The 21,528-nt window shown below is 66.2% G+C and carries 15 protein-coding genes and 1 rRNA gene (1 of these 16 only partly in view); 3 read left to right on the forward strand and 13 right to left on the reverse strand.

Annotated features, from left to right (window positions below; all coding sequences use genetic code 11):
- A 23S ribosomal RNA gene (locus AL072_RS19465) occupies positions 1-1,162 on the forward strand; it begins 1,583 nt to the left of the window's first position.
- A 160-nt stretch (positions 1,163-1,322) separates the two neighbouring features.
- On the opposite strand, the gene AL072_RS19470 is transcribed toward AL072_RS19465, so the two are convergent.
- The 12 genes from AL072_RS19470 to AL072_RS19520 form a co-directional block, all read right to left on the reverse strand.
- On the reverse strand, positions 1,323-2,429 hold the full coding sequence (locus AL072_RS19470; RefSeq protein ID WP_045584473.1) for a GNAT family N-acetyltransferase: 1,107 nt from the start codon (positions 2,427-2,429) through the stop codon (positions 1,323-1,325).
- Entirely contained in the window at positions 2,426-3,442 is a 1,017-nt protein-coding gene (nadE, locus tag AL072_RS19475; RefSeq protein WP_045584474.1) for an NAD(+) synthase, read from the reverse strand. Before nadE ends, AL072_RS19470 begins: the two co-directional genes overlap by 4 nt.
- A gap of 52 nt (positions 3,443-3,494) precedes the next feature.
- Positions 3,495-5,546, reverse strand: coding sequence for an asparagine synthase (glutamine-hydrolyzing) (gene asnB / locus AL072_RS19480; protein ID WP_045584475.1), 2,052 nt, complete (start codon positions 5,544-5,546; stop codon positions 3,495-3,497).
- Between the two features lie 67 nt (positions 5,547-5,613).
- The gene (locus AL072_RS19485; protein ID WP_045584476.1) at positions 5,614-7,206 is read right to left on the reverse strand and encodes a class I adenylate-forming enzyme family protein; all 1,593 of its coding nucleotides are present in this window, start codon (positions 7,204-7,206) and stop codon (positions 5,614-5,616) included.
- A 69-nt stretch (positions 7,207-7,275) separates the two neighbouring features.
- Positions 7,276-7,554: a phosphopantetheine-binding protein gene (locus tag AL072_RS19490; protein WP_045584709.1), complete on the reverse strand. Its 279-nt coding sequence runs from the start codon at positions 7,552-7,554 to the stop codon at positions 7,276-7,278.
- A gap of 294 nt (positions 7,555-7,848) precedes the next feature.
- On the reverse strand, positions 7,849-8,781 hold the full coding sequence (locus AL072_RS19495) for a polysaccharide deacetylase family protein (protein ID WP_045584477.1): 933 nt from the start codon (positions 8,779-8,781) through the stop codon (positions 7,849-7,851).
- A gap of 44 nt (positions 8,782-8,825) precedes the next feature.
- Positions 8,826-9,995: a glycosyltransferase family 4 protein gene (locus tag AL072_RS19500; RefSeq protein ID WP_200909895.1), complete on the reverse strand. Its 1,170-nt coding sequence runs from the start codon at positions 9,993-9,995 to the stop codon at positions 8,826-8,828.
- A 132-nt stretch (positions 9,996-10,127) separates the two neighbouring features.
- Positions 10,128-10,331 carry a hypothetical protein gene (locus tag AL072_RS34410; protein WP_144428311.1) on the reverse strand — a complete coding sequence of 68 codons (204 nt, stop codon included), beginning with the start codon at positions 10,329-10,331 and terminating at the stop codon, positions 10,128-10,130.
- A gap of 67 nt (positions 10,332-10,398) precedes the next feature.
- Positions 10,399-11,616, reverse strand: coding sequence for a glycosyltransferase family 4 protein (locus tag AL072_RS19505; RefSeq protein ID WP_045584479.1), 1,218 nt, complete (start codon positions 11,614-11,616; stop codon positions 10,399-10,401).
- Positions 11,617-11,637: 21 nt separating this feature from the next.
- A complete protein-coding gene (locus AL072_RS19510) occupies positions 11,638-12,645 on the reverse strand; it encodes a glycosyltransferase family 2 protein (RefSeq protein WP_052710281.1) in 1,008 nt (335 codons plus the stop codon).
- 81 nt (positions 12,646-12,726) lie between these two features.
- Positions 12,727-14,055 carry an O-antigen ligase family protein gene (locus tag AL072_RS19515; RefSeq protein ID WP_045584480.1) on the reverse strand — a complete coding sequence of 443 codons (1,329 nt, stop codon included), beginning with the start codon at positions 14,053-14,055 and terminating at the stop codon, positions 12,727-12,729.
- A 263-nt stretch (positions 14,056-14,318) separates the two neighbouring features.
- Positions 14,319-15,782, reverse strand: coding sequence for an exopolysaccharide biosynthesis polyprenyl glycosylphosphotransferase (locus AL072_RS19520; protein ID WP_045584481.1), 1,464 nt, complete (start codon positions 15,780-15,782; stop codon positions 14,319-14,321).
- Between the two features lie 811 nt (positions 15,783-16,593).
- Here AL072_RS19520 and AL072_RS19525 point away from each other — a divergent pair.
- Both AL072_RS19525 and AL072_RS19530 read left to right on the forward strand, forming a co-directional pair.
- Positions 16,594-18,084, forward strand: a complete 1,491-nt coding sequence (locus AL072_RS19525; protein ID WP_045584482.1) for a lipopolysaccharide biosynthesis protein — start codon at positions 16,594-16,596, stop codon at positions 18,082-18,084.
- A 55-nt stretch (positions 18,085-18,139) separates the two neighbouring features.
- On the forward strand, positions 18,140-18,784 hold the full coding sequence (locus AL072_RS19530) for a serine acetyltransferase (protein WP_052710282.1): 645 nt from the start codon (positions 18,140-18,142) through the stop codon (positions 18,782-18,784).
- Positions 18,785-18,883: 99 nt separating this feature from the next.
- On the opposite strand, the gene AL072_RS19535 is transcribed toward AL072_RS19530, so the two are convergent.
- Positions 18,884-21,403 carry a cellulase family glycosylhydrolase gene (locus AL072_RS19535; RefSeq protein ID WP_045584483.1) on the reverse strand — a complete coding sequence of 840 codons (2,520 nt, stop codon included), beginning with the start codon at positions 21,401-21,403 and terminating at the stop codon, positions 18,884-18,886.
- Between the last annotated feature and the right edge of the window lie 125 nt (positions 21,404-21,528).

Below are 21,528 nucleotides of genomic sequence, written 5' to 3' on the forward strand. Positions count from 1 at the left end.
GAGGGCCCCGTTGTGGCGCAAGCCATGGCGGGGGGCACAGACCAGGGGGTAGCGACTGTTTACTAAAAACACAGGGCTCTGCGAAGCCATACAAGGCGACGTATAGGGTCTGACGCCTGCCCGGTGCCGGAAGGTTAAGAGGAGGGGTGCAAGCTCTGAATTGAAGCCCCGGTAAACGGCGGCCGTAACTATAACGGTCCTAAGGTAGCGAAATTCCTTGTCGGGTAAGTTCCGACCTGCACGAATGGCGTAACGACTTCCCCGCTGTCTCCAACACCAACTCAGCGAAATTGAACTCTCCGTGAAGATGCGGAGTTCCCGCGGTCAGACGGAAAGACCCCGTGCACCTTTACTACAGCTTTGCAGTGGTGCTAGGGATCTCATGTGTAGGATAGGTGGGAGGCTTGGAAGCCTGGGCGCCAGCCCGGGTGGAGCCAACCTTGAAATACCACCCTTGAGATCTCTGGCATCTAACCGCGGCCCGTTACCCGGGTCCGGGACCCTGCATGGCGGGTAGTTTGACTGGGGCGGTCGCCTCCCAAAGTGTAACGGAGGCGCGCGATGGTGGGCTCAGAGCGGTCGGAAATCGCTCGTCGAGTGCAATGGCATAAGCCCGCCTGACTGCAAGACTGACAAGTCGAGCAGAGACGAAAGTCGGCCATAGTGATCCGGTGGCTCCACGTGGACGGGCCATCGCTCAACGGATAAAAGGTACGCCGGGGATAACAGGCTGATGACTCCCAAGAGTCCATATCGACGGAGTCGTTTGGCACCTCGATGTCGGCTCATCACATCCTGGGGCTGGAGCAGGTCCCAAGGGTTCGGCTGTTCGCCGATTAAAGTGGTACGTGAGCTGGGTTTAGAACGTCGTGAGACAGTTCGGTCCCTATCTGCCGTGGGTGTAGGAGTTTTGCGAGGATCTGTCCCTAGTACGAGAGGACCGGGATGGACATACCTCTGGTGCACCGGTTGTCACGCCAGTGGCATGGCCGGGTAGCTAAGTATGGACGGGATAACCGCTGAAAGCATCTAAGCGGGAAACCCACCTCTAAACAAGAGCTCCCTTGAGAGCCGTGACAGACCATCACGTCGATAGGAGGCATGTGGACGGGCGGTGACGCTCGAAGCTAAGCCTTACTAATCGCTCGATCGGCTTGATCTCACCGGGCGCCATGCACAGCGGTAAACCGCTTCATGGATGTTCTGAAGACGCATTCCCGTCACTTGAAACTCGACTTTACAACGACCTTCAGAAAGGCTGCACTCCCGCATGGGAAGGCAGCCTTTTTGCATTTCTGCGCCTGATTTCGAGCTATAGGCGACTATTCGCCGAGCCCCCTGAAGCCCATGTCGCTGTCGGCGACGGTGACGAACCAGTTCTTCGGGTCGCCTGCCGGTCCGGCCAGGTCCAACTGGTCCAGCGCCGGCCGTACCATCATGCGGGTCGGCGCGTGCAGGCCGTTCTTCAGGCACAGAAAACCCATCATCGACAGCGGCCGTGCCGCCTGGGCGTTCAGCGTCCGGCACATCAGCGCGACCATGCCTTCCCGCCGCGCCAACTCGGTCATCAGCGAGAAGCTCGCCATCAGCCAACCCGGCCTGGCAAGATAGTCGCAGACGACACCGACCGGCTCGCCCTTCCAATGGTCGACCCGGAGCACGACATAGGCAAGCAGCGTCTCGCCACGCATGATGTAGAAGCGGCGAAAGCGGTCGGACTGCGGCGTGGTGTCGAAGCGCCAGTTCAAGAAGGCCCAGTCGCGGCGGGCGATGACGGGATGCTGCGGCGCAGCGGCTTCCCACAACTCATCGACGCGGTAGTCGAAGCTGTCGATCTCCACCAGCTTGGCGCCGAGCAGCCGGGCCGACAGCCCATAACCGAGAGAGGCCGAGGTCAATGCCGGCTTGCCTACCTTCGCCACCAGCTTGGCCAGCCCACCGCCATAAGGGCTGACGCGCAGGCAGCGTAGCGGATCGATCACCCGCAGATAGGTGGGCACATTGCCGAGATCGAGCCATCCCGCCCGCTTATAGGATTTGTAGGCGGCCTCCGTCATCGACAGGGATACGGCGAGATCGGACGATCCGGAATGGGTCTCGGACAGGGCGGGGCCGACACCGCGCAGCCGCCATTCCGGTGCGACCATCAGGTCGATCGCCCAGGAGGCCCGGCGGTTGCGTTCCCCGACCTTCAGGGCGAAGGGAATGCCGCCCTGTTGACCGACGACGGCACCGTTGCGCTTGCACAGCCAGAGCTGCGGTCCCTCATGCTCGCGTTCCGGCGGTTCCTCGAACAGCCAATGGAAATGGTCGGGTGAAAGCTGGATGGAGTCGGCACCGAAATGAGCCCGCTGGAAACTTTCCAGGGCGGCATGGTCGCTTGGCTCGTAGCGGGCGACACCTCGCTGTTTCCAGTCGATGATGCTCATGCGGCATCCCCGACGGACACCGGCTGTACCAGATGGGCATTGCGCAGGATGCGGGCAGACGTCCGGCGCTTGGCGGTGATGTCCTTGTAGACACGGTGGATCTGCGGGACCGTCAAGCCCAGGGCCTCCGCGGCTTCCTCCTCGCTGGCGCCGCGGCCATAGGCGCAGAGCGCCAAATCCAGCTTGTCGTAGGGCAGGGCGTAGTAGAACTCCTCCTGCGACTGGGGCAGGGTGTAGGTGTCGGTGCTGGGCGACTGCGCCTGGATTTCCGCCGGCAGGCCGAGATGGGCCGCCATCTGGTAGACCTGCGACTTGTAGAGATGTGCGATCGGCTTCAGGTCGGCCAGACCGTCGCCACCGCGCACGAAGAAGCCCAGCTCATATTCGAGCCGGTTCGGCGTACCGAGGACGGCGTAGTTGAGGCGGTCGGCATGGGTGTATTCGACCGTCTTGCGGATGCGCTGCTTCAGGTTGGTCGCCGCCACCACATCGAGATAGACGTCGACCGGCATGCGGCTGGTCTGACGCTCGCCGTCCGGCGATTCGACGGTCAGGGTGAAGTAGTTGACCCGGTCGGCGTCCAGCAGGTTGCCGGCCAGACCGATCTTCTGCTTCCAGCCCGGGCCGAATTCCGGAAACAGCCGACGGATGGCGTTGTCGCGGCGCTCGTAGCAGCCGAGTGCCTCCAGCGGACCGGTGATGGTCTCCATCACCGGCGTCACGCCGAGATGCTCGCAGAGCAGGGTTCCGAGGCGGGTGCTCTTCGGTGAATTCTCCTTCTCCGGCATCAGGATGCACAGCACACGTTCCGGCCCCAGGGCGCGGACGGCGAGCGTGGCGCAGACCGAGCTGTCGATGCCGCCGGACACGCCGAGCACGACGCCCTGACGGCGCAGATCATGGGCGACGATGCGCTGGATGGCGTCTTCGATCTCGCGCGCCGCGGCCGCGCAATCCAGATCGAGGGCCTTGGTGTCGAACTGGGCGAGGGGCGAGGAGAGGGCGTTCAGCATGGTCACGGTTCCCGATGGGGGTTGATGCATCGTCGGAAGAAAGTGGAGGCGGTCAGGCCGCGGTCGGCCGGGGCAGGACGATTCGGGCGTCCGGTCCGGCGCCGGACGCGTGCTCCTCAAGGATGTGGATCTCGGCCCGGTCCAGCGCGGCGCGCTGGTCGCGAACACGTTGGGGAAGCTCGTCGTGGACATAGTTGGCCAGCATCTGCAGGGTCAGCGTCCCGACCAGGGCCATTTCCTCCCGTTCGCCGGCCATGCGGCCGTTCTGGCGGTGGGCCTTGTCGGCCAGCGCCGCCACCGCAACCGGGTCGGTCAGGCCGTAGCGGGCGAGCGCTTCCGGCGACAACAGGTCGCGGACATAGTCCGGGGCACCATCGCCGAACAGCGCGCTGGTCATCGGCGCACGGTAGGGCCGCTTCGGACGCTGGACGATCTCCGCCGGCAGATGGCGGGCGGCCAGCCGGCGCAGGGCGAGCTTGTCGCGCAGCCCCAGCATCTTGACCCGGTCCGGCAACGCGGCGCAGAGCTCGTCCACCTCCGGGTCGAGGAAGGGGTAGCGGACCTCGATGCTGTTGGCCATGGCGACGCGGTCGCCCTGGGCGGACAGCAGGTAGGGAGTCATGAAGGCGGAAATCTCCGCCCACTGGCTGCGGGCGAGGGGGGACCAGCGCGGCCAGCCGGCCGGCAGATGGGCTGCGACATGCGCCTCGAAGGCGGCATCGTCGGCGGCGGCCTGCACCTCGGCGGCGAGCAGCCGCTGCGACCAGGCGGTGTTCCGCCAGCGGGTGCGGTGGGCGTAGAAGGTCTCCTCCGTATCCATCATGCCGCGCTTGAAGAAGGCCTGCCACAGCGGGCTGTCCTTCTGGCCGTTGACGGCGGCGAAGGGATGGATGCGGCCCAGCAGCTTCGGCCGCGCCTTGCTGTCGGGCTGGCGCGCCCAGAAGCGGCGGACCTTGTCCTCCTTGAAGATGTCGTAGCCGGCAAGCCACTCGTCGGCGCCTTCGCCGGAGAGGACGACGCGGATGCCGGTCTCGCGCACCAGGCGGGAGAGCAGGAACAGCGGAGCGGGGGCGGTGCGCAGCAGCGGCGATTCGCCATGGCGGATGACGTCGGGCAGGGCCGCCTGGATGTCTTCCGGTCCGCACAGGATGTCGTGATGCTCGGTCCCGACATGGCCGGCGACCAGCCGCTGCTGCGCGGTCTCGTCGAAACCGGCATCGGTGAAGCGGACGCCGAAGCTATGCATGCGGGTGGTGTCGAGCTTGCGGGCGAGGGCCGCGATGACCGAACTGTCCAGCCCCCCGCTGATGTAGACGCCGACCGGTACGTCGGCGCGAAGCCGCAGGCTGATGGCGTCGAGGAGCTTCTCTTCGAGCCGGTCGGCCGCCTCGTCGAGCGAGAGGGAGGCGAGCGCGGGATCGGCAGTGAAGTCCGGCTGCCAGTAGCGGTCGACATGCAGGGCGAGCGTGGAGTCGACACGGATGGCGGTGGCCGCTGGCACGCTCTCGACGCGCTCGAAGACGCTGCCGTGCGGTGCCGTGCTCCAGTGGGTGAAGACCTGGGCGAGGCGGGCGGGGTCGAAGGCCGGCTCCACCCGGCCGCCGCCGAACAGGGCCTTGGCCTCCGACGCGAAGACCAGATGACTGCCGCGGCGCGCATAGAACAGCGGCAGGATGCCGAGCCGGTCGCGGACCAGCCACAGCTCGCGCCGTTTCGTGTCCCACAGGCAGATGGCGAACTGGCCGTTCAGCTTGGCCCAGGTGGCGGGGCCGTACTCCTCGAAGGCGTGGACGATCACCTCGGTATCGGTCTGGGTGTAGAAGCGGTGGCCACGCGCCTCGAGGTCGCGCCGCAGCTCGACGTGGTTGAAGATTTCGCCGTTGAAGCTGATCCAGAGGGTGCGGTCCTCATTGTGGATCGGCTGGAAGCCGCCGGCCAAGCCGACGATGCTGAGGCGGGCATGGGCAAGCCCGATCCGGTCGTCGCGGTAGAAGCCGTAGCCGTCCGGGCCACGGTGGCCCAGCATGGCGATCATGCGCTTCAGCTCGTCCAGACCGGCCGGCTCGGCATGCGATCCTGATAGAACTCCGGCGACACCACACATGAGCGTGCTCTCTGTCCTGGGGTGGGTGTTTGTCGTGGTGGTCGGTGTGGGAGGCGCTTTGCCCCCCCTAACCCTCCCCCGCCACGCGGGAGAGGGGACGGGTGTTGCCGTCGGACGTGGTGGCTTCCTCCGTCAGTTCCGCCCGCCGGATCTTGCCGGAGTCGGTCTTCGGCAGGCTGTTGCGAAACTCGATCAGCTTCGGCACGAGATGGCTTTCCAGCCGGCCGCGGCAATGCTGCCGGATGGCGGCCTCGGAGAGGTCGGCGCCCTCGCGCGGAACCAGGAAGGCCTTGACCGCCAAGCCGTCGGCATCGTCCGGGACGCCGATCACGCAGGCTTCCAGCACGCCGTCCAACTCATACAGGGCGTTCTCGACCTCCTTGGGGCTGACCTTCTCGCCGCGGCACTTGAAGACGTCGTCCTTGCGGCTGACGAAGTAGAGGTGCCCCTCGGCGTCCTGGCTGAACAGGTCGCCGGTGAACAGCAGGGTATCGCCCTGGGGACCGCGGCGCAGGTGCCGGGCGGTGTCCTCGGGCCGGTTCCAGTAGCCGCGCATCACGTTGGCACCGCGTACCACAAGCTCGCCGACCTGGCCGGGAGGCAGGCGGTTGCCGTCCTCGTCGGCGACGAAGGCCTCGGAGTTGGGAATGGCGCGGCCGACGGAGGTCGGTTTCCTCTCCAGGTCGGCGGGATCGAGCGTGCTGATGCGGGTGCAGCATTCCGTCATGCCATACATGGAATGGAAGGCGGCCTGGGGGAAGCGCTCGCGCAGCCGGCGGAGATGGGCGGCCGGCAGCGGAGCGGCGGCATTGGTGAGGTAGCGCAGCGAGCCGAGGTCGGCGGTCTTCGCCGCCTCCAGCCCCAGCAGGGTGGAGAAGATCGTCGGCACGCCGGGCAGGCCGGTGACGCGATGCCCGACCATGCGCTTCAGGGTCTCGGCCGGGAAGGCGAAGGAGCGCTCCAGCACCAGGGTAAAACCGACACGGACGGCGGTCATCACCTGGGACAGGCCATAGCCGAAGGTCAGCGGCAGCACGCACATCACCACGTCGTCGGGCGTGTTGCCCAGATAGGTGGATATCGCCCATGTGGTGTTGACATAGTTGGCGTGGGTCAGCATCACGCCCTTCGGCCGGCCGGTGGTGCCCGACGTGTACATGATCGCTGCCAGATCCTGGTCGATCAGTCGGGGATCGGCGGGATGTCGCTGGGGAGACGACAGCGCGTCGGCATAGAGCAGGCCCTTGGCTCCGGCCGGAAGAGCGGTTCCCACCCACAGGACGGACGGAGACGTTTCCACCGCTTCCAGCGCCGGCAGCACCTGTCGGGCCAGCGCGGCCGGCGCGATCAGCAGCCGGACATCGGCGTCGGCCAGCAGGTAGGCCAACTTGTCGGCCTTGGTCGAGGGGTTCACGGGGACGAAGATGCCGCCGGCCTTGAGGGTGGCGAACAAGCCGGCGACATATTCGACGGAGTTCTCCAGCATCACCGCGACGCGGTCGCCGCGGGCGATACCCGCCGACTGGAGCGCGCAGGCGATGGCGTCGCTTTCGCGGTCCAGCTCGGCGAAGTTGCGGCGGGCATCGCCCGCGATCAGCGCGGTGCGTGCGGAATCGCGCCGGGCGGTTTCGGTGAGGAACTGGTGAACCAGATGGACCATGATGGTTCCCTATCTTGCCGTCGCCCGCTTCGGGACCGTGGCCGTGACCGTGGTGGCGGTCCGGACCGGTCAGGCGGCGTTGCGCAGTTCCTGCTTGCGGCCGACGAAGGCGGCGATCCGGTCCACCGATTCCAGGTTGTCGGCGACCATGTCGTCGTCGTCGACGGCGATGCCGAAGCGCTCCTCCAGGAAGGCGACGACGTGCATGATGCCGGTGCTGTCGATGACCCCGGACTCCAGCAGGGATTCGCTGTTGTCAAAGCCGGAATCCTTGCCCAGCAGGAAGTTTTCCACGATGAAGGCGCGGATTTCCGGCAGGGCGGGAGCGGTCAGGGTCGTGTCGGTCATGGTGGCGGTCCGCATGTCTCTGAAAACTCCTCGTGGGTTCGGTCGAAACGGGGTTCCGGGTGGCTTGGCTGACGGATAGGGGGCTTGTCCGGCGGCCCCCTCCCTTATGTCCCTGAGCTGTGCGGGCCTCTGTTTTCGCATCCGCGTGATAGCAATTTTATTGTGATACTTGCGCTGCTTTGCGAGGGATCAAAGGATAGAAGCAACTTGAAGTCTGTGGTTAGCCACTCTGCTTCCTGGTAATAGGGCTTGACGTCGGATTGCAGACCTTCGTCGTGGCAGGGCCTGGCGTGGTCATATGCCGGCGGACTTGGGCTTGGCCATGCCATCCGACCATTCGGGCGCGGCCTGACCGGCGGCTCCGCCGCTGGTGGCGGTCTTCCGCTTGCGCAGCCATGCCGGGATGCCGGTCAGCTGCACGCTGAGCCATTCCACCGTCGCGTCGTCGGAGACCGGAAAGGCCTTCAGCCGCAAGGGGTCGGTGCCGGCGTCGTTCCAGCCGGGATCGATGGTGCGGGCAGTGCGATAGCCGGCGCGTCGGATCTCCTCGACCTCGCGGCCGCTGAAATCGCCGTTGGGGAAGGCGAAGTGCCGGCAGGGCCGCCCGAGCGCCTCCTCCAGCTCGGTGCGGCACAGCACGATCTCGTCGGCACAGCGGCGGTCGTCGCACTGCAGGAGGATCGGGTGGGTGCGGGTGTGGGCGCCGTAGTCGGCGACGTCCGTCATCCGGGCGATCTCGTCCCAGGTCATCGCCTGCCGTTCGGCCCCGTCTCGGTCGGGATCGTTGCCGGCCTCCGCCAGCAGGCGGCGCCGTTCGGGGTCGGGAACCCGCTTCAGCCGTTCCACCCCGATGCTGTCGGCGGCGTCGGTCTTCCACCAGTAGGGGCGGGCGGTGCCGACGATCCGGCTGCAGAGATACACCGTCGGCCGCAGGTCGAATTCGCGGAACAGCGGTGCCAGCGCGGTGTTGTTCCGATGCCCGTCGTCGAAGGTGATGACCAGCGGGTAGGCCGGCAGCGCGTCCCACCGGCCGGTCTCCATCGCGGTCGCGACCGCATCCAGCGTGGTGAAGCTGTAATGCCTGGCGAACCACCGCAGATGCTCGCGCAGCACCTCCGGTGCCGGGTCATGGTAGACGACGATGGTCACGCCGCGGCGCGCCTTCAGGAACCGCTGCATTGCACCGAATCCCGACCAGCGCACCAGATTGGCGATGGCGTCCTTCATGGTGCTCCCCCTCCTTCTTGTCGATCTGTCCAGGCCGGCCCGCTTCAGCCGGCCCTACCCTTGGAGTGGCCGGCCGGTCCGGAGGCCGGCACCGGTCCGGCCGGGACCGCGGGGGTCGTGCCCAGGCTGCCGCGGGCGTTGCGGCGGTAGATCTCCAGCAGCCGTTCGCGGAACACCGCGACGTCGAACTGGCGCTCCCACCGCGCCCGCGCCCCGGCGCCGAGGTTGCGGCGCAGGTTGCGGTCGTCGATCACCCGTGCCAGCGCGTCGGCCAGGGCGGCGGCGTCGCCCGGCGGCACCAGCAGCCCGGTCTCTCCGTCGGCGATGGCGTCGGGAACGCTGCCGACCGGGGTGGCGACGATGGTCAGGCCTTCCGCCATCGCTTCCAGCACCGACATCGGCAGGCCCTCGAACATCGACGGCTGCACCAGCACATGGGCGTTGCCCAGTTCGCGCCGGCAGCCGGCCTGATCGAGCCAACCGGTGAAGCGCACGCGGTCGGAGATGCCCAACTGGGTCGCAAGGCTGCGGTAGGTCTCCAGGTCGCCGTCGCCGGCGATCGTGATCCGCCAGTCGCGGTCGCGGCAGACCGGCGAGGCCAGCGCGTTCAGAAGGACGTCGATGCCCTTCAGCTTGATCAGCCGGCCGAGGAACAGCAGGCGGACAGGGCCGGCGAAGCCCTCCTCCGCGTCGTCGCGCACCGGGAGGGAGGCCGGGCCGGGGACGGCGTTGTGCAGCAGGGTCGTGCGGCGGCGTGCCTCCGGCCCGAAGGCTTCCGCCACCCAGTCGCGCCAGAACTCACCCAGCACCACGATCTCGCTGGTCATCGCCATCATGCGGCGGATCGCCCAGCGCGTGACCGGTTTGGAGTCCTTGAAGTGTTTCGGGAAACGGCCGCCATGCAGGTGGAGGACCACCGGCACGCCGAAGCTGCGGGCCATGGCGATCAGGATGCCCTTGCGCAGGACACTGCCATATTCCGCCATGTGGATGTGAACGAGGTCGGCCTTGCCGGTGACGAAGCAGCCGGCCAGACGGGCAACCGCCCGCGCGAAATAGAGGGGCATCAAGTGGAATTTGCCGGGGCCGTAGCTGTCGACAACCTCGAACCGCAAGTCCGGACAGTTTTGCCGGAAATCGGTCGTGAAGTTGTCGACCACACGGCCCATTCCACCTTTCTCCTGGGTACCGCCGGGGGAGACGATATAAATCATGTCCGCTCCTGATCCTTTCCCGGCCCGCCGTTCCTGCTGTTCCGTCCCGGCTTTTACCGTGTGACGTCCGTCCTTCGACGGCTGCGGCGGGCTTGTTTTGTCTTCGGCCTCGATCCCTTGCCGGCCTGTAGGTCAGGGCGGCAAGGGCAGTTCATGGTGATGCGGCCGGTCGGCTGCCGCCGTTTGGAAGGCGCCGCAACCGGCGGTCGGGCGGCGCGTGCTTTCAAGTTTACGCCATGCCGCACCCGTACGCTGTGGAGCGACCGAACGGGTGAGCCTGCCGGGGGAATTACCCAACCTGAGCATGGTTTTCTCCATTCCGGTCATGGGGTTCATGATGGTTTTCCACCCCGATCATCGAAGGAATCATCGGACGGGCCGTCGAAGAGGGCATCCGGGCGCATCAACGGCGCTTCGAAGCCGCGGCGGCCGATTCCGCCAGCTTGTCCAACTCTCCCGACAGTTCGGTCCCGCTGCGGTCGAGTTCCTGGTAGATGGCCAGCAGCGACTTGGCATAGGCGTCGATGACGAACTGCTTGAGGAACAGCCGCCGGCCGTTCTCCGCCAGACGGCCGTACAGCACGGGGTCGCGCCCGACCTGGGCGATGGCGTCGGCGAGCGCACCGGCATCGTTGACCGGGATGATCCGCGCCGTCTCGCCGTCGGCCAGCACTTCGGGGATCGAGCCGACCGGCGTGGTGATGACCGGCAGCCGGGCCGAAAGCGCCTCGAGGATCACCATCGGCAACCCTTCATGGGTGGAGGGCAGCAGCAGCATGTCGTGCGAGCGGATGTGTGCATGCGCCTCCTCCCGGCCGATCCAGCCGAGGAAGCGGCATTCCTCCGCAACGCCCAGCCCGGCGGCCATCGCGCGGTAGCCGTCGATGTCGCCGCCGCCGCCGATGGTCAAATGGAAGGGCTGGCCGCGTTCCTTCAGCAGGGCGCAGGCGCGCAGCAAGGTTCCTATGCCCTTGCGCTCCGACAGGTTGGCGAGCACCAGCAGCGACAGGACCGCACCCGGTTCCGGCGGCGTGCGGGACGCCAGATCGGCGCCTACATCGGGCACGGCATTGTACAGCACCCGAATCTTGCGGGGATCGGTACGCACCGACTGCACCAGATAGTCGCGCCAGTTGTCGCCCAGCACGACCACGCGGCCGCAGCGGTTGAACAGCCAGCGGCTGATGGCGCGTGCGAAGATCCCGCCTTCGAAATACTCGACGAAGGAGGCGCCGTGCAGATGCACCACCGTGGGGCAGCCCATCAGCCCGGCCACCGCCTGGACCGCTGCCTTGCGCAGGAAGCTGGCCCGTTCCGACACGTTGATGTGCACGACGGAGGCCCGGCGGAGGGCCAGGATCCAGGCCATCCGCGCCAGGGTCACGCCGAGGTAGAAGGGTGACAGCAGAACGCTCCCGGTGCCGCGGGTGTCCAGGATTATGGATCGCGGGGCGCCCGCCTTTTCGAACTGGTCGACCACGTATCCCGTCATGCGGCCGATGCCGCCGCCGCCGTCCAACGCGCCGGGCGTCGCGAAGACGATTGCGTTCTTCTGCGGTATTTTTTTTTGCGGCGAGCCCCGATTGCGGGCAGGCTTTTGGCTGTCGGTTTTGCTGTCCATAGGCGTCGGGGTCCTTTCGGCTCAGGCCGCGTCGGACGCGGAGAACAGGGCTTGCCGCAGCCGGCGGCGCAGGCCGACGGGCATCAGCGAATGCATGGTGAAGGTCGCAAGTGCCATTGGCGTGGGCTGACCGTCGCGCAGGGCGGAGTTCAGGATCCGCCAGCGGGTGCCCGCGGTGCGGGCCGCCTGCTCGCCGCCGGTCGCCTGCAGCAGCAGGCTGGCATAGGCGCGCGGCGACAGGTGATCGCGCATCGCCTCCGCCCATTCCAACGCGTGGTTGATGTTGTGGCAGGTCGACAGCGTGACCCGGTTGTTCTCGGTGTAATGCACGGCCATCACGTCGGGGATGTGGATCAGCGCCGTCCCGTCGACCCGGCCGCAGGTGATCAGCCATTCCCAGTCGTCGAAGCGGGATTCCGGAATGGGATTGCGCAGCAGCAGGGACTTGGGTGCCAGCAGCGTCGTGGTCGGGGCGAAGGTCTCGCCCTTGAACAGGCCGCGGCGGATGAACAGGTAGTCGCCGATGGCATCGCCCGGACCGGCGAGCCGGCGCGGCCAGGCGAAGGTGCCCCTGGCCGTCACCACCTGGCAGCGGCAGCTGACGATGGGAAAGCGGATGCCCGCCGGACGGGCGGCCATCTGGAGCTCGACTTTTTCCGGCATCCAATGGTCGTCGTCGTCGAGGAAGGCGATCCAGCCGCCGCGGGCGCTGCGCACGCCGATGTTACGGGCCTCGGCGGCGCCATGGTTGGTCTCCAGCTCCATCACGGTCAGCCGCGGATCACCGAGCGTCGCCAGATGGGCCGCGGTCGCGGGATCGGGGCCGTCGATCACAACCACCACGTCGAGGGTCCGGTAGGTCTGGTCCAGTGCGCTGCGCACCGCCCGCATCACCATGTCCGGCCGGTTGCGGGTCGGGATGACGACCGTCACCTGTTCATCGACGGCGTGTTCGCTGGCCACCTGTCCGTCGGTCGCCGGATCGTTGCTGATTGCCGGTTCGTTTTTCGGGCTCTTTTTCGGGCTCATGGGTCTGCCTTCGGTCGAAGGAAAAATGGAAGAGGTCACGGGTGACGATCCTTCAAGGAGCCTGAATCGGGCAGGGTGGGCCTAAGAGCGGGCGGCCTGGAGCGGGCGGCTCCGGCCGGCATAGGCCGGGCCGATTCCGGAAGGTGCATGGCGGTGCAGGCGGGCATGCTCCGCCGCACGGTCGTTCAGCAGGCGCTGCCAGCGGCTTTGCTGGACCAGCCGGACGACGGCGATGGTGGCGATCACCCAATTCATGGAATGCCGCTCGGCGAAGACGCTTTCCGACACCGACACCGCCAGCAGGGCGCAACCGACGGCGAAGGACCAGGCGGCCTCGGGCCGGCCATTGCCGTAGCGGGCGGCGAAGAACCCCTGGAACAGCAGGCGCGCCAGCACCGCCAGCACCAGCGCCACGCCGACCAGGCCGAGGTCGAGCGTCAGTTCCAGCCAGCCGCTGTGGGCCGAGGTGATGCCCCAGTCGCGGGTGAAGCTGGCGCCCGGGCCGTTGAAGCCGAACCAGTAGGCGGCGTAGCCGTAGCCCTGGAGCGGACGTTCCCACACCGAATGGACGATGTGTTCCCACAACACGGTGCGGCCGGTCAGCGTGGGGTCGCGCCCCAGCGCATAGAGCACGTCGTACCAGAAGGTGGCGCCCGCCGTGACCATGACGACCAGCAGCGCCGTCAGCAAGGCCATGGTCGGTGCGAAGTTGCGGATGCTGCCGCGAAGGAAGGTGGTGGACAGCAGCGCGACGGACACCAGGATCGAGGTGATCAGTCCGGTGCCGGACTGGCTCATCACGATCAGCAGCATCGCCAGCAGCATCAGCGGCCGGGTGACCCAGCGGCTCTGTTCCTTCTGCCAGTCGAGCCAGACCAGGCACAGGATCAGCCAGACCATCATGCGGCCGGTCACGTTCTTCTGAAAGAACACACCCTTCCAGGCGCCGACATGCTGGGCGCTGTCCAGGCCGATGTCCGGCATCGCGACGATCATGAAGAAGGAGATGAACATCAGCGCCGACAGGCCAACCACGATCAGCCGCATGATCTCGGGAAATCGGAAGCGCAGGCCGAGCCAGATGCCGAATACCGTGGTGAACAGGAAGGCGATCGACCGGCGGAGCGTCACGTCGGGAAACAGCGACCACAGCGAGGTCAGGAACGCGAAGGCGATCAGCATCGTCAGCGCCGGGCTGGCGAACGGGATCTGGAAGGCGATGGCCGGCCGGAGCGCGATGGCGCCGAGCAGCAGCAGGTAGACGCCGCCGTAGAACATCGTGACGCCGGAGGATTCCAGGTCGCCGGCCAGCGGGTCGCCGCCGGTCAGCATCAGCGGAAGCACCGAGCCTCCGAAGGCGATGATGCCGATGACGGCGATGCTCTTTTCCAGAAAATCCAGGATTTTCATCGGCTTTTCCTTGGGCTGCCGTAGCGCGTTCGGCTGTGCAGCACTGAAGATGCGGTTCCCTCCTCCCATCGCGTAGCCGGGCGGTGGCATTAGACCGAAGGAGGCCGGACCCGAATGGGGTAGCCGCTTTCGCGCAGTCTGCTTCCTTTGCCGTCCGAAAAAGGTCGTCGGCACTGTGCGGGATCGACAAAACCCCCGCGCGGGTGGCGCGGGGGTCCGGCTGGCATCGGTTCGAAAGCGGCGGGAGGCATCCTCCGGGGTGGTTACGACCCGTCGCCCTTCAGGACCATCACCGCTGTCTTGCACAGGATGAAGAAGTCGAACAGCAGGCCGCAGTTGCGGACATAGAAGACGTCCATCGCGACGCGCTCCTGGAAGGTGGTGCGGTGACGGCCCGACACCTGCCAATAGCCGGTCAGCCCCGGGCGGACGGTGCCGATCACCGCGGCGGAGTCACCCACCTCCGGCAGCTCCTTCGGCATGTAGGCGCGCGGACCGATCAGGCTCATGTCGCCCATCAGGATGTTCCACAGCTGCGGCAGCTCGTCGAGCGAGGTCTTGCGCAGGAAGCGGCCGAGCGGGGTGATGCGCGGGTCGACCGTCAGCTTGTGGTAGGTCATGTATTCTTCGCGGGCGACCGGGTCGTTCGCCAGCAGATGCTGCAGCTGTTCCTCGGCGTCGACATGCATGGAACGGAACTTCAGCAGGTCGAAGGTCTGCTTGCCGCCGGCCCAGCGCTTCTGGCGGAACATCACCGGGCCGGGGCTGTCCAGCCTGATGGCGACGGCGAGGCCGAGCATCAGCGGCGCCACCACGACCAGCAGGATCGCCGACAGCACGATGTCCATGGCGCGGCGGATGCGCAGGTAGCCGGTCGGCGGCCGGACGCTGACGCGGAGCGCGAGCGAGCCGTGCAGGTTGTGGTAGGTCGCGTCGACGGCGCTGACATTGCCCTCGCCAAGCACGCAATAGACCTGGCGGAAGGGCAGGGTGCGGACCAGGCTGGTCAGGTCGCTGCCCTGGCGCCCCATGTGGCGGCCGATGTCGGCGACGATGGCGGCGCTTGCCTGGCTGGCGACGGCGGGTGATTTGGCCAGCAGTTCCACCGGTCCCATCACCGGCAGGCCGGCGACGCGGGTCTGCCACAGGCTGTCGTCGTCATCGACGAAGCCGACCGGACGCATGCCGAGCCAGGGCAGGCGCTGCAGCTTCTCGGCGATGGCGGCACCCTGCGGTCCGGCGCCGACGATCATCACCGGCGTCCGCCAGTCGAGCGCGCTGGACAGCAGTCCCTGGATCAGCAGCAGGTCGGCCACATAGGTGACGGCGAAGCCCAGCAGGGCGATCGACAGCGCCTCCACGAAGAAGGAACGGAACCCCTCCATCACGATGAAGGGGACGGCGAGCACGGCGCAGCACAGAAATGCCGCCTGAAAAGTCCGTCTCGTCCGTTCCATGTAATCGAAGCGGCCGAGCGTATAGATGCCGAACACCGATTTGACCAGGGGCACCAGCATCAGGCCGGTGACCAGCGACCGCTGCCAGGCGGCGGCCTCCACCGGTTCGGTCAGCGCGTCGGCGCCGAGGAAATGGTTGAGCGTCCACCCCACCAGGGCGAGAACCAAGCCGTCGGACAGTGCCAGCAGCAGCCCGGGGGCGATCGGTGGGATCGTCGCCTTTTTCGCCGAGGTCAGATCGATGACCACTTCGGGGTCCAGTTTGCTCATCGCAGGTCCCGTGGTTGAAGGGAATGCCAGCCACCGCACGGCCATTCGTGCGGATGGTCGCTCGTCATCAGCGTCTCTTGTGAACCGGCCGGTCTTTACTGCGCTGCGCCGCAGCATGATGAGTGGCGCATTTGTGTAAAGATCGCTGTTTCATGATTTCAGTCAGCCGATCCGCGGTTTGTTGAGCACGAATTAGGATGAGGAGGCGCAGGCAGCAACAGTGCATACGGACGTTGATTTCGCGTCCGCGATACCACCGGAGTTTCAAAGGGTGCGGTGCCCCGAATATTAAAGGGGATACTTTTGGATGCGGACTCGGGTGAGGTAGCATTTCGGGTTAGCGGCAAGGTGGTGTCGCACCCCAGGCGGCCTGTTCCATCACCGCGAATTGTGGGTATGGGGTGCCTGCTTTCCTGACCGACCGGTCGGGATGCGGCGACGCGAAGGAAGGCGGTCACCGATCGTACGGGGAGCATCCCGCACCCGGTTTTACCGAAGGAGGGCATGCGGCAATTCCGGACGAGGGGGTGGCGCGAAAGCCCCCTTGCGTGTTGTCGGGCGCAGGAGGCAGCGTGCGAACTCGCCGGAACGCCTAATCGGAATGTCCAGGCCCTCTGACCGGCGCCGTGATGACTAGCACCGAAGAGTGCCGCGGTCGCTTCAAGGCCGAATTGACGCTTCCAGAGCCGCCGCCGAGATTTGGCCGGTTCTTCTTCCTATTGTGCGCCCGCGTCCTGTGCGTCCGCGTTCTGCGGAACGCGGCGGTTGGCAAGGGAGGAGGGAGCGGGAAACGGGGGGCGAAGGAAACCGGATGGCTTTGGAAGCTGGCACCATCATCAAACATGGCTGGATGTTCATGGTGGCGAATGTGGTCAACCGCGCCGCGGGACTGCTTCTGCTGCCGCTCTACGCCAAGGTCCTGTCGCCGGCCGAGTTCGGCATCTACGCCCTGATCGGCGTGGTCGGCGACATCGTGGCGGTGATGCTGATGATCGGCATGATCAACGCCTTCACCGTCGTCTATTTCGAACATCCCGACGACCGCGGCCGTTCCCGTGTGGTCAGCACGACGATGATCGGGCTGTGGGTTGCGTCGCTGGCGCTGCTGGCGGTGGCGCTGCCGGCCGGCTGGGGCGCCAGCCACCTGCTGTTCGGCACCGCCGACCAGGGGCCGATCATCGCCTTCGCCTTCGCCGGCATCGCCTTCAGCGCGGTGTTCGAACTGGCGCTCGCCTATTACCGGGTCCACAAGCGGTCGGGCACCTGCCTGCTGATCTCCGTCGGCAAGGCGGTCGGGCTGATCGGGCTCAATCTCAGTTTCCTGCTGGTGATGGATCTGGGGGTGAGCGGCATCTTCCTGGCCAATGCCATCACCTTCGTCGGGCTGGGCATCGTGCTGACCGTCGCCATCCTCGGTGCGAACGGCTTCGGTTTCTCCTTCGGCATCCTGAAGCGGGTGTCGGTGCTGGGACTTCCCTTCATGCCGCAGACCATGCTCGACATGGGCAACCAGTTCGCCATGCGCTATCTGGTGAACCTGATGATGGGGGTGGCCGCCGTCGGCGTGCTGTCCTTCGGCCTGCGGCTGTCGACCATGCTCTACATGTTCCTGACCGCGTCCTTCCTCCAGATCTGGTCGGTCAGCCGGATCGAGGCCCAACACGATATCGGGGACAATACGGCCGGACGCGACCAGTCGGAATTCGTCTTCTACCTGTTCGTCGTCCTGCTGTCTGCCGCGGCCCTGGGCATGGCGCTGACCGCGCCCGAAGTGCTGTGGCTGATTGCGTCCAGCGAATACGATACGGTCCTGCCCTGCATGCCGCTGCTGGTCCTGGCCTATGTGGTGCACGGGGTGCGCATGCATGCCGAGGTCGGGCTGGTCAAGACCAAGAAGGTCGGTGTCCTGCCGGCGATCTCGCTGGGCGGACTGGCGGTCGGCACCCTGGTCATGGCGGTGACGCTCGGGCCGCTGGGATTGATGGGCGGCGCCATCGGCGTGCTGGCGCGCGAACTGGTGATGCTGGTGGCGACCGAACTCCTGTGCCGCCGCCTCAGCCCGGCGGAACCGCCGCTTGGCGTCGGGCGCGTGCTCGGCATCCTGGCGCCATGCGCCATCGCTTATCTGGCCGGGCTGGCCCTGTTCGGGTTCGACGTGAACCCGACCTATGCCGCCGCCAAGGTTGGGCTGACCATGCTGTTCGCAGTGCTTGCCCTGTTCGGGCCGAGCTTCGGCAAGAGCGACCGCGCGATGCTGTTCCGCATGATCGGCCGCTTTCTGCGCCGGCCGCAAACTGCCTGACTCCATGGCCTGACGGGACTGTTCCGAACACCCCTTCCGGAAGGATCACACCGAGATGCAGGAAGCTTCCCGTTTCACCTTTCGCCAGACCGTCGCGGCGGATGCAGTCCGCTACGGCGGCGGCTCCGGCCTGGGGGCGGTGCTGAAACTGCTGGCCGGCAACCGCATGTTCCGGACGACCTTCACCCTGCGCAGCTGTCAGGCCGCCGATCGACTGGCGGGCCCGCTGCGCCTGCCGCTGCTGGCCGCCTGCCGGCTGCTGCATCGCTGGACCCAGCATTCGGCCGCCATGGATCTTCCGTGGGAAACGCAGATCGGCCCCGGACTGCGGATCCTGCACGGCTGGGGGTTGGTGGTGAACGCGAATGCCCGCATCGGCGCCAACGTCACCCTGTTCCATGGGGTGACGTTGGGGCAGAAGGACGATCTGCTGCCCACCGGCCGGGTGACCCATTATCCCGAGCTGGGCGACGGTGTCTGGGTCGGCCCGCATGCGGTGGTGATCGGTGTCGCCATCGGCGACGAGTGCATCGTCGCCGCCTCGTCGGTCGTCACCAAGCCGATGCCGCGGCGCACGGTGGTCGCCGGCAATCCCGGCAAGGCGGTGGCCGAGGTCACCATCCCGGACATCCCCCATCCCGCCCCGGTCTGCGGCCCGGCCACCGTGCATGCAGACGAGGCCTCTCCTGCCCTGGGTTGAGCCCACGACGGGAAAGGGGGCCGGCAGCATGGCCGCCGTCCCCCCTTCCTTGGATAAACCGCCCGGTCGAACGATCCGAACCGTCAGGCCGCCGAACCGTCAGGCGGCATGCGCCAGGCTGGTGTCGGTGACGTGCAGTTCGTGGTAGTTCACGCCCAGCGTGGCATAGGACAGATCCGTGGCCGAGGCGTCGTGGCTGGAAACGGTGGCCGTCGACGCATCGCCGAGGGTGGCGGTATCGTTGGCGGCGTTCACCGTGTAGGACAGCAGGTCGGCCGAGCTGAGCGAGGCCGCGGCGGCCTTCGCAGCCGAAGCGTCGACGATCGTGCCGGTGCCGGTGGCGTCGGCGATGGTCGCGGCGGTCGGGTTGGAGATCTTCAGCCCGAAGGTCTCGTTGCCTTCCGTTACGCTGTCGCTCAGCACCTTGACCGTCACGGTCTTGGCGGTTTCGCCGGCGGCGAAGGTCAGCTTGCCGCTGGTCGCGGTGTAGTCCGAACCGGCCTTGGCCGTGCCGTCCACCGTGGCGTAATCCACCGTGACCGCGCTGCTGGAGGCCGCCGACAGCTTCACCGTGAAGGTGGCGTTGACGGTGTTCGGGGTGGTGGAGCCGTTGTCGGTGTCGAAGACGGCGCCGCCCATGGCGGTCTTGAAGATATCGACCTTGGTCTGGTTGACGGTCTTGTAGTCGTCCATCAGCACGCCGCCGACGTCACCCGATTCCGGCGTCCAGGCCCAGAAGGTCCAGCTCATGCCCTTGTCGCCGGCGGCGATGTCGCTCTTTCCGTCCAGGTTCCAGTCGCCGTTCAGGTACTTGGCCAGGGACTTGCCCCAGGTCTGCTCGGCCGAGCTGTTGAACAGGCCGCCCCATTCGCCAAGCAGGATCGGCGCGGTGTTGTTCTTGTACAGGTAGCCCCACATGCTGTCATATTGGGCCGGCAGATTGTTGGGGTAGTTCGGGTCCTGCAACCAGGAGAAGTTGTAGACGCTCTGTCCATAGGCGTGCGGTGAATAGACCAGCTTGTTGGGGACGTCGAACTCGATCGGGCGGGACTGCGCGCCGGCCAGCGTGCTGCTCCACTCCGTGCCTTCGACGAACAGCAGCCAGTCCTTGTTGACCGTCTGGATGGCGTTGCCGATGCGCTCGGCCGCGGACGCCCAGTCGGTGGCGGCGCTGCCGCCCCAGGTGGCGGTGACGCTCGGCTCGTTGTGCAGGTCGGCGCCGATGACGGTCTCGTTGCCGGCATAATGCTTGGCCAGCATCTTCCAGTTCTCGATCATCTTCGATTCGGGATACCGGGTGCTGTACCACAGGCCGTGCTCGTTGGTGCCGGCGCCACCGTCGTTGCGGTGGTGGTCCAGGATCACCTTCATGCCGAGCTTGCCGGCATAGTCGATGACCTTGTCATAGACCTGCAGGCGGGTGAGGCCCATCAGGTCCGGGTTCTTCGAATAGTCGATGCCGTTGGTCACCGCCGCGCTGTCGAACATTTCGTCCGACATGGTCAGGCGGATGACGTTGAAGCCAACCGACTTCATCTTTTCCAGGTGCCCCTGGTAGCTGTCGGCCCACAGGCCGGCGGGCACGTAGTTGTAGCCCTCGCCGCCGAACCAGTTCACGCCGGTCAGTCGGACGGTATTGCCGGCCGCGTCGACGATCTGGTTGCCTTCGGTGTGGAGGAAGCCTTGGATGCCGCCGGTCGACTTGGTTCCGGTCGGCTCGGTCACCGTCACGTCGCTGACCGACAGGGCCGGCTTGGTCACAGGCGTGGTCGGGGTGGAGGTGCTGCCGGCGAACCAGGACTTGTCGGCCTTCACTTCCATGGTGCCGTTCCACCAAATCCCCTGCTGGCCTGCGACAACGTCCTTGCCGTCCAATGCACCCTTGTCGATCGACACGATGCTGTCGGTGGGGGCGACGGCATGGCCGCCGATGGTGATCTTGTTGACGTACAGGTTGCGGTCGGCGCCATTGACCACGGCGTCGTTGTCGTACTGGATCTGGACCTTATGGGCGGCATCGGCGCTGACGTTGGCGTTGAAGGTGAAATCCTTCGCCGCGGTGCCCGCGGTGGCCTCGCCGATGACCTTGCCGTCGACCATGACCTTGAAGTGGGCGTTCACGCCGCCGGCCGCATTGCCATGGGCATTCACCACGATCGGCGTGGTGCCCGTGGTCGGGGTCGTGGGGGTCGTGGGGGTCGTGGGGGTCCCGGTGGCGCCGGCGAACATGTCCTTTGACATGTTGAAGTCGAGCGAGCCGCTCCAGGACAGGATTTCGCGGCCGGATAGCGTGCCCTGGCCCTCGGCGGCGTAGGAGACCGCCGAGTTGGTGGAAGCTACGGTTTTGCCGTTCACTTCGACGGATTTGACGATGAGATCGCGGTACATGCCGGACTTGTCGGATGCCAACCAGTCATTGTCGTAGACGATCTGAATTTTGTGCGCGACGTCGGGAGCCACCTTGGTGGTGAAGCTGAAACGACCCGCGCTGGTGGAATTGACCGTCGCCTGGCCGACGGCGACGCCATCGACGAGGAACTTGAAGTGCGGCCAGACTCCTCCGGCAGCCACACCCGAGGCATTGACGACGAAGGTCGTATCGACGGGGTTCGTTGCCATTGGAAGTATCCTCTTTTCCGTGTTTCGCTGGAGCCCAGACTGGCCGGAAAAGGTTAACGAGCTATTTCAAATTTTAGGGAAATGCGTCTCTAATGCCACTATCACTTGTGAAAAGAAAGAGACAC

Origin of the sequence: Azospirillum thiophilum (genome assembly GCF_001305595.1) — a bacterium.
Lineage (GTDB): Bacteria > Pseudomonadota > Alphaproteobacteria > Azospirillales > Azospirillaceae > Azospirillum > Azospirillum thiophilum.